Source organism: Heliorestis acidaminivorans, assembly GCF_008933955.1.
Taxonomy (GTDB): Bacteria; Bacillota; Desulfitobacteriia; order Heliobacteriales; family Heliobacteriaceae; genus Heliorestis; species Heliorestis acidaminivorans.
Genome location: NZ_WBXO01000003.1, coordinates 263,430 through 277,325, shown reverse-complemented (window position 1 = coordinate 277,325; position 13,896 = coordinate 263,430). Strand labels below are relative to the sequence as shown.

The 13,896-nt window shown below is 44.9% G+C and carries 11 protein-coding genes; 4 read left to right on the top strand and 7 right to left on the bottom strand.

From position 1 onward, the window contains the following. Window positions 1-208: 208 nt before the first annotated feature. The 4 genes from F9B85_RS05970 to F9B85_RS05955 all read right to left on the bottom strand — a co-directional run bounded on the left by F9B85_RS05970 (window position 209) and on the right by F9B85_RS05955 (window position 3,881). The gene (locus F9B85_RS05970; RefSeq protein ID WP_151619525.1) at window positions 209-490 is read right to left on the bottom strand and encodes a ferredoxin family protein; all 282 of its coding nucleotides are present in this window, start codon (window positions 488-490) and stop codon (window positions 209-211) included. A gap of 122 nt (window positions 491-612) precedes the next feature. Next, complete coding sequence (locus tag F9B85_RS05965) at window positions 613-2,025, bottom strand: FAD-dependent oxidoreductase (RefSeq protein ID WP_279237730.1); 1,413 nt, start codon at window positions 2,023-2,025, stop codon at window positions 613-615. After that, the gene (locus F9B85_RS05960) at window positions 2,022-3,047 is read right to left on the bottom strand and encodes an electron transfer flavoprotein subunit alpha/FixB family protein (protein ID WP_207707050.1); all 1,026 of its coding nucleotides are present in this window, start codon (window positions 3,045-3,047) and stop codon (window positions 2,022-2,024) included. The genes F9B85_RS05965 and F9B85_RS05960 overlap by 4 nt, the downstream gene beginning before the upstream one ends. 15 nt (window positions 3,048-3,062) lie before the next feature. Further along, window positions 3,063-3,881: an electron transfer flavoprotein subunit beta/FixA family protein gene (locus F9B85_RS05955; protein ID WP_151619523.1), complete on the bottom strand. Its 819-nt coding sequence runs from the start codon at window positions 3,879-3,881 to the stop codon at window positions 3,063-3,065. A 242-nt stretch (window positions 3,882-4,123) separates the two neighbouring features. Here F9B85_RS05955 and F9B85_RS05950 point away from each other — a divergent pair, with 242 nt between their 5' ends. Together F9B85_RS05950 and F9B85_RS05945 are read left to right on the top strand one after the other, a co-directional pair. Beyond that, window positions 4,124-5,725 carry a methyl-accepting chemotaxis protein gene (locus F9B85_RS05950; RefSeq protein WP_151619468.1) on the top strand — a complete coding sequence of 534 codons (1,602 nt, stop codon included), beginning with the start codon at window positions 4,124-4,126 and terminating at the stop codon, window positions 5,723-5,725. A 299-nt stretch (window positions 5,726-6,024) separates the two neighbouring features. Further along, window positions 6,025-8,133 (top strand): methyl-accepting chemotaxis protein, encoded by a 2,109-nt coding sequence (locus F9B85_RS05945; protein ID WP_151619467.1) that lies wholly within the window; start codon window positions 6,025-6,027, stop codon window positions 8,131-8,133. Between the two features lie 157 nt (window positions 8,134-8,290). On the opposite strand, the gene F9B85_RS05940 is transcribed toward F9B85_RS05945, so the two are convergent. Then, window positions 8,291-9,622: an ammonia-forming cytochrome c nitrite reductase subunit c552 gene (locus F9B85_RS05940; RefSeq protein ID WP_151619466.1), complete on the bottom strand. Its 1,332-nt coding sequence runs from the start codon at window positions 9,620-9,622 to the stop codon at window positions 8,291-8,293. 6 nt (window positions 9,623-9,628) lie between these two features. After that, window positions 9,629-10,144: a NapC/NirT family cytochrome c gene (locus F9B85_RS05935; RefSeq protein WP_151619465.1), complete on the bottom strand. Its 516-nt coding sequence runs from the start codon at window positions 10,142-10,144 to the stop codon at window positions 9,629-9,631. 353 nt (window positions 10,145-10,497) lie between these two features. Between F9B85_RS05935 and F9B85_RS14330 the strand changes: the two genes are divergently transcribed. Next, entirely contained in the window at window positions 10,498-10,653 is a 156-nt protein-coding gene (locus F9B85_RS14330; protein ID WP_170270232.1) for a hypothetical protein, read from the top strand. 22 nt (window positions 10,654-10,675) lie between these two features. Here the strand turns inward: F9B85_RS14330 and F9B85_RS05930 are convergent, their stop codons facing one another. After that, entirely contained in the window at window positions 10,676-13,036 is a 2,361-nt protein-coding gene (locus tag F9B85_RS05930) for an ABC transporter substrate-binding protein (RefSeq protein WP_243138095.1), read from the bottom strand. A 363-nt stretch (window positions 13,037-13,399) separates the two neighbouring features. Here F9B85_RS05930 and F9B85_RS05925 point away from each other — a divergent pair, with 363 nt between their 5' ends. Then, the gene (locus F9B85_RS05925) at window positions 13,400-13,876 is read left to right on the top strand and encodes a glutathione peroxidase (protein WP_151619463.1); all 477 of its coding nucleotides are present in this window, start codon (window positions 13,400-13,402) and stop codon (window positions 13,874-13,876) included. Window positions 13,877-13,896 lie beyond the last annotated feature (20 nt).

Sequence of the window (13,896 nt, the reverse complement as noted above, 5' to 3'; positions counted from 1 at the left end):
TTATCTTTTCATCATGTACAAGACTTTTGTGAAGTACCCAGACAAGCAAAATGAAATAAGATAAGTATTAATATGACTTAAACACAAAGGGAAAGCTCCTGAATCAGCATACCAAGCCGATTCAGGAGCTTTTGTTTTTAGTGAAAAAGCATGGCAAACGAAACGTCCCCTTGGCCTCCTGGGGAGGAAGGTTAGGTTATGGTTAAACTCAGCCAAACTTATACATCACACCAAAGCCTCCCCGGGGGTTGACCCAGTGGATGTTGTCGCGAGGACAGCCATAGCGGCAAGTGCCACATTCTAGGCAACCTTCGTAGCCTACGTTGATTGAGGCTGTTTCTTTATTCCACGCATAAACCATGGCAGGGCAAATGAAGGTACAAGGCTTATCGGGACATTCCTTTTGACATAGGTCGTTGCTGTTAATGTGTATGTGACTGCGATCATCTGGTTGGAAGCGAACGAGAAAGAGCTTATCTTCTAGCGTCATCATAAACTTCACCGCCTCGACTTACAGAGCTGTAGAGTTCTGGAGTTGTCAAATTCTATTTACGAGTTTTTCACCGAACCGTGTTATGCAAAAGTGCTATTGAAAAGCGCTATCATAAAGCACTATCCAAAAGTACGCCAGATACGATAGAGATCACCAGCTATCTGCGTTAAACTTCTTTTTTTCCGTATATCTCTGATGATTTTTTTCTGTTTTTCTTTCTTCGGAACGTTATTAACAGTAAATAGCTCCTGCGCAGCTTGACGAGCCATATTTGGATAGACTGTAAAGAAATGAGGATTGGTCTGCATAAGGCCTGACACATTTTGATACTTTTTCAGATCTTTTAACACGAAGCTGTCTTCGAGACGTTCTTTGTATCTTTTTAATGCCTCTGCTGAGAAGTCTCCTTTGGCTTTTGCTTCGATGACTGTTTCTGCGGCCATTTTTCCTGACGTCATGGCTAGGTTCGATCCTTCTCGATGAACGCCATTGACGAGCATGGCTGTGTCTCCACAGACAAGAACGCCATTGCTGTAGAGCTTTGGAACCTGCTTATAGCCACCTTCGGGTATGATTTTGGCCAAATACTCTACTGTTTCACCTTCTACGAGCAAAGGGCGTAGGGCAGGATGGTTTTTCATTTTTTCTAAAACTGTGTTGGGGTTTAGGCCGCGGCGGGAGAGTTCGTTAATCATGACACCTACACCAACGGAAAGGGTGTCTTTGTTGGTGTAGATCCAACCCATACCGAACATGCCTAAGGTGGCTTCACCAAGTAACTCAATCGTTACGCCCTGGCCTTTTTCCACATTAAATCGTTCTTCGATGGCGCCTTTGGGCAATTTGATCACTTCTTTGACAGCACAAGCTAGATCGCCAGGGGACAGGTCTTCTTGCAGTCCAGCTCTTTGAGCCAATATGCTGTTGGCACCTTCGCAGAGCAAGACGACGTGGCCGCGGACAGTGCCTTCCTCTCGATTGGTTATCACACCGACAACTTTTTTCCCAGTGCCTTCTCCTTCATAAAGCAGGTCGGTGACGACTGTCTCAGATACAAGTAAGGCACCTGCTTCCATGGCTTCACCAGCCATCCATTTATCAAAGCGACCTCGAAAAACGGTGAAGTTGTTATAAGGTTCTTCAAAAAAACGATTGTCTTTAAAGCCTGCTGTGATTGCCGAATCTTCGGCTAAGAGATAAGCGCGCTGCTCAATGATGGGGCGCTCTAAGGGTGCTTTTTTCCAAAAATCAGGAAAGACTTGGGCCGTAGGGTAACTGTAGAGTACGCCTCCCATGACATTTTTGCTGCCTGGAAAGTCACCGCGCTCTATGAGTAAGGTTTTTACACCGCCTTTGGCCAATGTATAGGCCGCAGATAAGCCAGCGGGACCGCCACCGACGACGATTGCTTCGAATTCATGAGGTATAGAGGCCCATCGCTCAAGCTTTTTATCTTTCATAGCTTTATCTTTGCTTGGACTGCTTTCTTTCGCTAGAGCTATGTCTTGCTTTTTTTTATTTTTCTGGCTCATGCTTTTGCGGTCACTGCCTTTCCTTCCATGCGCTTTTTTACTTCCTCTGTAAAGATGGGAAGGAACTCTGCAGCATCGGCGATGATGCCATAGGTCGCGACACGAAAAATCGGGGCATCAGGGTCTTTGTTGATAGCAACAATAATTTCAGCATTTTGCATTCCTACAAGGTGTTGTATAGCGCCAGAGATACCGGCGGCAATATAGAGCTTCGGTCGTACGCTATAGCCTGTTTGTCCTACTTGATGGGAATAAGAAATCCAACCAGATTCTACAGCAGGGCGACTGGCACCAGCCATGCCGCCTAAAGCTTGCGCCAGGTTATGGACAAGTTGAAAGTTTTCTTTTGTTCCTAAACCTCTTCCACCAGCAACGATTATATCGGTTCCATCGAGGTAGCCTTCTTTGCGTTCTTCGTTGATTCTTTTTATCACTTCAACGGTCACGTCTTTTGGTTGCAAGGAAAGTTTCCCACGAACTACTGTGCTCGATGGAGCTTTTTGAGCTTCTGGCTCTGGAAAGACGCGCGGACGTACCGTAGCCATTTGCGGCCAACGGTCACGACATAGAATGGTGGCCAAAATATTGCCGCCAAATGCCGGTCTCGTTTGTAAAAGCTTTCTCTTTTCTACATCAATATCAAGTTCTGTGCAGTCAGCTGTTAATCCGGTAGCTAGCTGCGTTGCGACAGAACCCGAAAGATCGCGACCTGTCGTTGTTGCTCCCATTAATAAGATTTCTGGTTGATGATCTCTGCATAATTGAACAAGACCGTGGCTGTGCGTTTGATTGCGGTATGGCTCTAAGAGGGGATCATCGATGGCATAGACAGAGTCAGCTCCGTAGGCAAAGACACGGTTGATGACCTTATCGATTTGGTGGCCTAGAACGACGCCGGAAAGAGATGTTCCTAGCTTGTCGGCCAGTCTGCGTCCTTCTCCCATTAGCTCCCAGGAGACAGGCGCGACCTGGCCTTTTTCTTGCTCAATATAGACCCAGATGCCCAAAGGATGCTCAGCCAAGGCTTTTCCTCCTTTCTACCGATTGGGGACGACAATGTCTGGTATCAATCGTTCTGCTAAGAGGGAAGCAATTTGAGCAGAGCTGGCTTGGTCTTTGCCTAGCATCTCGCCTTTTTCCCGCAAAGGAGGCGTGCCTGTTTTGCTTACCCAGGTAGGAGAGCCTTTTAGGCCTAACTGCGTCGGGTCAAGATGGAGATCTTCATTGTTCCAAATCTCCACTGCATAGGTGGCTCCTCGAATAAGATCGGGCAAAGGCGCATAGCGGATTTCATTAATTTCTTTTACCACGGTAAGGAGAGCCGGCAAGGAAGCGCGAAGTACTTCGCGACCTTCTTCTAATTTGCGATGGACCATAATCTCCCGAGCTTGCGGTGATATTTTTTCTACTTTCGATACGTAGGTCAAAAGGGGCCAACCAAGTCGACTGGCAATACCAGGCCCCACTTGTGCTGTATCACCATCAATGGCTTGTTTGCCACAGAGAATAAGGTCAATAGGCTCTTCTTGCATCAATTTCTGCAAAGCGCCTGTCAGGATGTAGCTAGTGGCAAGAGTGTCACTGCCAGCAAAAACACGATCGGTCAATAAGATGGCACGGTCTGCACCATAGGAAATCGCTTTCTTTAAGGATTGCACTGCCTGTGGAGGTCCCATGGACAGAACAATAACTTGACCGCCCACTTGATCGCGAAGGGTCAACGCTTCTTCAAGAGCATGAGCATCGTAAGGATTTATAATAGAAGGGATGCCTTCCCGTTTTAACGTATTCGTCTTGGGGTCCAGTCGCACTTCGCTTGTGTCAGGAACTTGTTTTAAGCAAACAGCTATATTTATAACGAACGCCCCCTCCATGATGTTCATAATCTTCCACCTTAGAAAAGAAATCATGTAAAAGGCGATTGTCTTGACCTTATGAATAAAGGCAGGGGCTTGTCCAAGAAATCGACGGAAGGAAAAATTTATCAAAAAGTATCTCATTTCAAATAATGATGGCCATTAAAAGATTGCGAAAATTGGGCTTAGTACAGTACTTTCTGCTATAATTAGGACATATAGGCCTTATAGGGGGATGATATATGAAAATAAGTACAACCCTACGCATTATTGTAATATTCTTACTTATTTTTTCAATTACAAGTACTGTCGTTGTTTTTTATCAGCTCGATAAAATGCAACAAGATGGCTCAGTAATTAACTCTGCAGGCATTGTCCGAGGAGCAACACAGAGACTAGTAAAGCTTGAGCTGGCGAATCAGCCCAATGATGATTTAGTACATCGCTTAGATACATTAATCAATGGTCTTATCAATGGTGACGAAGCCCTTGGTTTACCGAAAGCCACTGACGAAAGCTTTATTCGTGAAATGACGAAAGTGCAACATGAATGGCTATCACTAAAAAATACAATTGAGTTGGCTCGTAAAAATGGAAACTATGAGGAGCTAATTCAGGAAAGTGAAACCTATTTTGCGACGACGAATGTAGCTGTAGCAACAGCGGAAGCTTTCTCGGAAAGAAAGGTCACAACCCTTAAGTCGATACAAGTTTCTCTGATGACAATGAACATACTATTGCTACTTCTTATTTGGTTTATGAGTTCAATAAGAATTTCAAACCCACTGAAGCAATTGATTCATATCATAGAGAATTTAGACGTTTCTGAAAATATACCTGAAAAATTTATAAACCGGAAAGATGAAGTAGGAGGTCTTTCTAGAGCCTTCCAAAAGGTGATCTATGATATTAAGAGCTTAATGGATGAATTAATAGTAACTTCCAACAAACTTGCCGATTCTTCTGCCGCTTTAAGCACCATCAGTAATGAGTCATCTTCTTCAGCAATGCAAATTGCCAAAACTGTTGAAGAGATTGCGCAGGGGGCGAGTAACCAAGCCTTAGAAATTCAAAAAGGCTTAGATGAAATGAATTTCTTAGGTCAGTTGGTTACGAAGGATCAAAAAATGGTAGGAGAGCTTGGCATTGCTGTAGAAAAAGTAAACAGCCTTAAAAACGAAGGAACGACCATTCTTTCAGAGTTAATCGAAAAAACCATTCAGAATGGTAGAACAGCGAAAGAGGTTCATGATACCATTGTAGAGGTAAATGAAAGTGCTAAGGCCATTGTTAACGCTAGCTTCATGATTAAACAGATCTCAGATCAAACGAATCTCTTGGCATTAAACGCAGCGATTGAAGCAGCAAGAGCTGGTGAGCATGGAAGAGGATTTGCCGTAGTCGCAGAGGAAATACGCAAGTTAGCAGAAGACTCAAATCGCTTCACTTCTGAAATTGAAAAGATCACCAATTTATTATCGATAAAAATGGATGCAGCAGTCAAAAAAATAGGTGAAATGGATGAGGTCGTGAAAGTACAGTCGGAGAGTGTATCTTTTACAGAAACCAAATTCACAGGTATTGCAGAAGCAATTGATGCAATTAAGAAATACATAGAGAGTATCAGTCAATCGACCAATGAACTAGCTAATAAAAATAAGAACATCATTATTATGGTTCAAAGTCTTTCCGCAATTGCAGAAGAGAGTGCTGCCAGTACGGAAGAAGTCTTGGCTTCCGTTGAAGAACAAACTGCGGCAATGGATCAAATTGCAGAGACTAGCAATACTCTCGCTATCTTGGCAGACAAAATGAATCTTAGCATGAAGCAATTTAAGCAATAATAGGACCCAAGCACTTAGCGACCTCAGAAGAATACAAAACCACCTCATCCAGTTTTTTTCACTGGGAGAGGTGGTTTTAATGTTTGCTACGTACAATAGACCACGCAACCGAAGAGACGAAGCCCTGTCGAGGAGAGGTACCCTTTATCGGTGAATTTAAAACAAAAAGGTATCATAAGCATAAAAAAATTTAATATATGACAAAAGCATCTTACAAATTTTAAAGAATGATGTTACTATCTTAACATGGCAAGCTCTAGCATGAAAAGTAAAAGGAGAAGAAAAGAGCGTGGAAAAGTATGAGGCTAAACATTAAAGATCGATTGCTTTTATTTATTGTATCAACGCTTGTTGTTGTTCTAACAATCGCAATCCTGAGTGGCGCTTTTATGACTCGCCAGATAGTACAAGAACTCTCCGATAACGAAGTTTTGCTTTTGGCTCAAGAGCAGGCAGCAGAAGCAAAAAACTTTTTGGACAAGCCCATGGCAGAAGCAAGAGCGCTCGCTGAAGCTATGGCAGTGCTTCAACAAAAAGGACAGACCGATCGAGAGACAGCTCATCAAATTATGAGAAACTTAGTAGAAAAAAATGAGGAATACTTAGGTGTCTGGACACTCTGGGAACCGAACGCTTTCGACGGAAACGATCAAGCCTATATCAATGCACCAGGTCATGACGAGACAGGTCGCTTTATTCCCTACTGGGTAAAAAGCGGAAATCGCATTGTTTTACAACCTTGTGACAACTATGAAATACCTGGCTATGGTGATTACTATCTTATCCCCAAAGCGACGAGAGAAGAAACAATTATGGAGCCTTATACCTACCTGGTAGATGGCCAAGAGGTTACACTTGTTTCTCTTGTCGTGCCCGTTTTGCTAGACAATCGATTTGTTGGAGTTGTTGGGATCGACGTCGCTCTACATACCTTTATCGAAAAGCATGAAGCTGTAAAAATCTTTGACAGTGGCTCAGTACATCTAATAACCAACGAGGGCACTTTTGTAACCTTTCGAGACACTTCTTTCGTGGGGACCAACATTGCTGAACTTGATGGTGGAAAACACAGCCCTGTCCTCGATGCCCTAAGAAAGAAAGAGCCGATTCTTACAGAATTATATTCTAATTTGCTTGGGGAGCAAATTGTCACAGCATCGGTTCCTTTTTATATTGGTAACAGTACAACGCCCTGGGCGGTAGGCGCTATGGTTCCCTTGAAAGAAATCTATACCAAAGCCAATGATTTGCTGTTCTGGCAGATTGGATTCGGTCTTGCAGGCATTCTAATTATGAGCGCTATCGTCTACTGGGTGGCTCACTTTATCGCGACACCTCTTCGCAATGCATTAACAGGATTAGAGAATGTAGCCCAGGGAGACTTTAGAACGAAGATGGCGGAAAAAGATTTGGCAAGAAGTGATGAAGTAGGCCAAATCGCCGTAGCTGTCGAAACAATGACAAAGAATATGAAGGAAGCCATCGTAAGGATTGCCCAAGTAGCCGAAGAATTGTCTGCGTCAGGACAAGAGTTATCGGCCACTACTCAAACGGTTTCTGCCAATATGGAAGAAGTATCCGCTTCTTCTGAAGAAATCTCTGCAAGCATGGAGACTCTTTCAGCTTCAGCAGAAGAAATCAGTGCTTCTAGCGAAGAAACAGTAACTGCTTTAACACAGCTCTATCAAGAAGCGACAGTCTCTTGTTCGAAAGCGCAAGAAGTCAATGCCAGAGCCAACGATTTGGTAACAAAAGCCGGTACATCGTACCAACAAGCTGGCAATATCTATGAGAGTATTAACAGCAAAATGAACCAGGCTATTAAAGAAGCAAAGATTGTAACAGAAATAGCTCATCTAGCCGATTCGATTGCTGATATATCGGCACAAACAAACCTTTTGGCCTTGAATGCAGCCATAGAAGCATCTCATGCTGGCGAGCAAGGCCGAGGCTTTGCAGTCGTTGCTGATGAAGTCCGTAAATTGGCCAATCATTCAGCCGACTCGGTACAAAACATCCAAAAAGTAACGAGAAAAGTACAGCTTTCTATCGAATCGCTCGTCGAAAGCAGTCAAGAAGTAATGAGTTTTCTCAATACACAAGTGAAAAGAGATTACGAATCTTTCGTCGAAGTAGGCGCTCAGTACCAGCAAGATGCTCAGGCATTTCAGCAAATTGTGACAGAAACATCAAAGCTAACGAAAGAAGTCTTAGCATCAACAACAGAAGTATCAAACGCAATGGTACAAGTAACAGAAATGGTAAATCAAGCCAATAGAGGCACTACCGAAATCGCCCGAGGCGCCGAGCATACGAGCGAAGCCATAAATGACGTAACCAATACAGCTGTCAATCAAGCTCAAATGGCCGAAGAGCTTGATCGTCTGGTGAAGAAATTTAAATTGTAAGAAATAGCCTGAGGGCAGCCAGGGTCCAACACCGCGAAAAATCATCAAAGATGAAAATAGAATTTATAAGAAAAGCACCTACTGGGGGATTTCAGTAGGTGCTTTTCTTAGGCGATTGTCTTGATCTTATGAACAGGCAAGCGAAACGTCCCCCTGGCTACTGCGGTGGATTGCGATCTTCTTGTGTTGTATAAAAACCAGGGTTCTCAGGCTCTAACAACTCGGGAAGAGATTGGCCTGTTAAAGACTCTAGAGCCTTTACTCTGGCTTCTCCAGCTAGACGCTGGCTATCAGCTAGAATTCGTAATGCTTCCTGAGGATTGTGAAAGCCCATGGAGTTTTCTGAAGAAATAAAATCTACATACCACTGTGCTTCGCGATGCAAAGCACGAGCTTCGTTCAGTTTGCTCTCGTCTACATTTGCTTGATCCATCGCTTGTGCAATCGATTGAATAGCACCGGTCACAGATTGTTGAGCCTTCATCATTTGATCATAAACACGGCGCTGTGTATACAGAATACGTTCTTTGAGATAATCTTCCGATTGGCGATGGCAAGTGCCACAAGATTCTTGAAGATTATGCAAAGGACTTGTCCACCAATGAGAAGAAATTTTCATGGCGCCTACACGAACATAAGGCATATGACAATCGGAACAAGAGACACCATTTTGTTGATGAACACTGCCTTGATTGAGCTCCCAATCAGGATGCTGTGCTTTCAAAACCGGTGTTTGTGAATCAGGGTGGACCCAATCGGAAAAACCAATTTCTTCAAAATAAGCATAGATTTCATCGGCTTTGACACCTTGATCCCAAGGGAAAACAAGCTTTTTCGTCTCTGGTTCAAAATAATATTCCACATGGCATTGAGCACAAACGAGGCTTCGCATTTCATTGCGCGTAGCTTTTGTAATATCACGGCCTTGACGCTCAAAAGCTTCAATTAAAGCGGGGCGCGTAATCACCAGTTCATTCGTTTCAGGATGGTGACAATCTAAGCAAGAAACAGGATGCTGAGATTGGTCTAACAAGTCTGTTATGGCCATGGTGTAATAATTTTCACCGTGGTCATGATAAATCCGCTTGAAATCCGAAGTTTTACATGTGATGCAAGTGCCCACACTTTTACGAGCTGGATCAATCAGCTTAATATCTTCTAGGGAGTAAATATGGCCACGATCTTCGTTATACTCTTTTGAAAAGCCAAAACCATTAAAGATAATACGCAGTAAAGGCTCCCGTTCAAGCTTGGAATACATATCAGAACCACCATATTCGGTACGAGAAATCATGTAATTCTGCAGATAAGAGTCATAATGATCAGGATAAAGGCGGCCCCAGACAGCGGGATCGGCTTCAAATTCACTAAGCTCCACAGGCGCTCTTTCCGCTTGACGATTTTGCAAGAGGGTACATCCCGACAAATAGACAATAAAGAAGAGAAAAAGAACAGACCAAAGAAGAAGAATATATTTTCTACTGACCATATAAAGTTACCTCCAATCTAATTCCAGAGGATTGGGTCCTAGACCCGTTTGTATACCATGGGGCACATGGCGGTGACAGGAAAAACAAAAAGCTCCTTCACCATGCAAAGTGTCACCAATGCGACCAATAAGATGGTTATGACAACGTACACAATTATCATGCAAAATTTGTTGGGTATGAGGTTTGGCTCGAAACTGCGCTGGCATAGGGCCTACATAATAAACCCAGGTATCGACAATACCAGCTCGTGCTTTGGTAACCCATTTTCCAACAAAATTATGAGGTGTATGACAATCGTTACAAAGTACATCTCGATGGGACGAGTGGTACCATGATTCATAATGGGGCTCCATAACATGACAGCTAACACAAAGTTCCGGTGCATCGAGCGCATAGACTAGACCTTTTAAAGGCTGTCGACCGATCACAAAACCGATGGCAATGAGGACAAACAAACCCATGATAGCACCTTTCCACCAGGTCATTTTCCATTCTTTTTTCCATATTTTTTCCCAATTCATTGACTCACCCTGTCTCAGTTTTTGAGCTTAGGCTTCTTTTTATCCACGATTTAGTAGATATGACACAGAGAAGCCGCCCGCTTGCATCGCCATGAACTACGGAATTGTTAAAAAATGATAAAAAAGTTGTTTTGTTTTTAGAACAGAGCCATTTAAAAAAGATGCAAACCGGAGGAAGTTATTTTTTAGGGTAGCTAAAACAGGGGCTTTGACCTTATAAAAAGCAGAAGAGAGCATCAGTAGATTCACTACTGTGCTCTCTTTTTTTTAAGATAAGTCTACTCACTTGTTAGTTGGCGTGAACTTTTACAACCTGTTCAGAAAGCGTACCCAAGCCAGAGGTCATAGACCAATTGCCCTATCGGTTGCAATTGATATTAGATCGGATTAGCAAGGCACAAGTCTCTTTGTCTACCTTAGATGCTGTTGTAGCTCGTGGTGGTTTGTTAAAGCCCTTATCTAGGCACCAAAAGTCTGCAAGAAGTAGAGAGAAGAATCGCCAAGGGTGATGAACAAGCCGAATTGGTCAGGCTAATAGGTTTCCAACACACCTTGCTTCTGGTAGGTGTTTTGGTACCAGGCAGTCAGTTTCCATTGATAGCCGCCGTCTTTTTCTACGATGGAATGGAAGTGGAAGGAGCCAATGGTGCGGTCACTGTTTTCATCGACGGTGAAGGGTCCCCCAGTTCCGATAAAGTAAGGTGAGCGTGTGAGGGTGGACCAGATCTGATCAGCCGTAGCCTGGGGACCAGTTTCCGCCAACGTAGCGGCTAGGAACCAGTAAGCATCGTAGGTGTTGATGCCGTAATCGGTGAGCGGTTTTTTGCGTTCGGGGATGTTGGCGGTTAGTGAGGGGTGAATGGCTGCAAAAGCATCGCCGTGATGGGTGAAGGAAGAGGCAGTAAAGCGAATTTGGGCCCCTTTGGTGGCAATGTCTTGGTTATTGATCAATGTACTCAACCGGGCGGTGCCGTCAGTGCCAAACCATCTAAGATCCAGCAAGGGGTTTTCATCGGGGACAGCTTGCAGGATATCACTGATTTCTTCAAATGAAGCGGCCAAGACCGCTGTTTTGCTGGCATCTCCAGAAATAAGCTGGCTGGCAGATGCAACAATTTCGGCGGTATTAACGGCACTGGGGTCGTATGCCAGCAGGTTGGTGCGGCCTTCAAAAGAAGCTGCAAATGTCTGGGCCAGTTCCCGGCCGTAGATGTCGTCGCGATGTAGAACGATTACTTCGGTCAGGCCTTGTTCCGTAAGCAGGCTAATTAGTGCGTTGACCTGCATGGTGTCGTTAACGGCCAAACGCATAATCCGGTTCTTGGCGGCTAGTGATGGGGCGGTGGCGGCTGGGCTGATCAGTGTGATACCATTTTCGGTAGCAAAGGATTCTACGGCTTTCAGTTCAGCACTGCTGTAAGGACCGACGAAGGCGTTGATGCCGCGTTCATGAAGCTCGGTGAGGACTTGTAGTGCCTGCTGGGGATCGCCGGCCGTGTCACGGATTTCTAGCGAAAAGGTCAGACCTGGTGCCCGAACAGTCAAATATTTGTTGGCCACACTAGCGGCCAAATCCAGCACCTGACGGGCCTCTAGGCCCATTTCCGAAGACTGGCCGGTGAGTGGGAGCAAAGCCCCTATGACAGCGGTACCAGTTTCGGTGGTGTAGGATTTTTGAATGTCCGTTACAAAAGGATCAAAGTGGGCCGAGCGAACATAGGCACCGGTAAGTTGCCACTGATAGCCGCCACTTGGTTTTTCTGATGCCCGGAACCGCGCGTAACGGGCTGGTACGGTATCGCCGTTTTCGTCAAGAGGATTGAGAAAGCTGAAGGCATTACCAAAACGGTGCGATTCTTCAAGTAGTGCCGCTTTAAAAGTTGCTGTGTCAGCACCTGTAGCCAACTGGTGCGTATGGGCGATAAGCCAAAGGGCGTCCCACGTGGTCAGGGCGTAGGGAGAAATTGGTCCTTGATGGCGGTCGGCGATGATTCTCTGGGTCAGTGGCAGGCTGGCGTCAAAGAGATCGCCGTCCAGTGCCAATGTAAAGCCTTCGAGGGAGGTGGTAGCAGCGAAACTGGCCACTTGTGCGTCCGCTAAAAAGCCTTCGGAACCGATGATGGCGTCGCCGGCGTACCATTTGACTTGTCGAACAGGGCTGTCGGACGGTATGGTCTGGATCAGGGCTTTAGCTCTTTGGTCGCTTTCGATAAGCAGTACTGCCGTGGAGGTAATGGGCTGGTCGGCTAATTGCTTTTCCAATTGGGTAAGGGCACCGGGGTAGTCTGGAGACGCCGGAGCCAGTGAAAGGCCAGGCAACAACGTAATGCCGGCATCGCCAACGGCCTGGGTCAGCTCACTGTAAAAGCTATGGCCGTAGATGTCATCAATGTGCAAAACAGCCAATTGTCGGATAGCGTCTTTTTTCATCAGCCGGATCAGGGCATCGGACTGGTGTTTGTCTGTGGGCGAAAGCTTGAGTAGGTTATCGTTCTGGGACAACTGGGAGGCGGTGGCCGATGGGCTGATCAGCAGTATATCGTTCTGATCGGCAAAATCGCGGACGTGGGCGGCTTCGGCGCTGCTCATGGGCCCGATCACGATACGAATGCCCTGCTGGTGCAACGCCTCGAGTTGGGTGAGAGCCGTAGCAGGATCACTGGCGGTATCTAGCGTGGTTACGGTTATGTTCAATTGCTCGTCGGCCCAGTGGGAGCGGATTACATCTTGGGCCGCTTCTAAGGCCGACGCGGCGCTCTGGCCGTGAGTTTCCCATGAGCCCGTAAGCGGTAGTAGCGCACCGACAGTCACTGTTCCGGTATTCTGGGGCGCCGGGGCATCACTAGGGGGGCGGTTTTGGCAGCCCGTAAGGGTTAGAAGCAGGACGGCCATGGTAAGGAGTGCGAACAACCTTACGAATAACGGTTTTTTGAATAGACTCATAACGAATCCCCCTCTATTTATTCTGAAGTTGCAGAAAAAATTGCCGGCGAGAGTAGCAGTAAAAGTAGTGCATTCAGCAGTATAGTGGTAGAGTTTTTTTGTACATAAACTACCTCCCTTAATTAAATTACCATTACGAGGAGTAGTTGTATAATAATTCTTTTTCGACGAATAGCTGGTTATCCCTTTTAACTTTACAATAAGAAGTAACACATAAATATTTCAAAAAAAGAACTTTCACTTGCTGTGGTAATTTATGCAAAATGATATAATGGGATAGACTATTTTATGTAGGGAAAGGAAGTGTAGAATATGTCTATCTATGATTTCACGGTTAATAAAATTACAGGTGAAGAAGAGTCTTTGGCTGAATATAAAGGAAAAGTAATACTTATTGTGAATACAGCTAGTAACTGTGGTTTTACACCTCAATATAAGGGCTTGCAAAGGCTTTATGAACTTTACAAAGATCAAGGTTTTGTGATTTTAGGCTTTCCAAGCAACCAATTTATGAACCAGGAGCCTGCAAGCAATGATGAAATTATGAGCTTCTGTGAACTGAACTTCGGAGTCACTTTCCCACTATATGCCAAAATCGATGTAAACGGTCCCGAGGCTCATCCTTTGTATCAGTACTTAACACAAAATAAGCCGGGCCTTCTAGGATCAACAGCTATCAAGTGGAACTTTACCAAATTCTTGATTGATCGGAATGGTAAAATTGTAGAACGATTTGCTCCGACTGTAACGCCTGAGCAAATTGAAGCAAAGATTCAGGCCTTGTTGTAATCTTCTCGACGCTTGAGCCT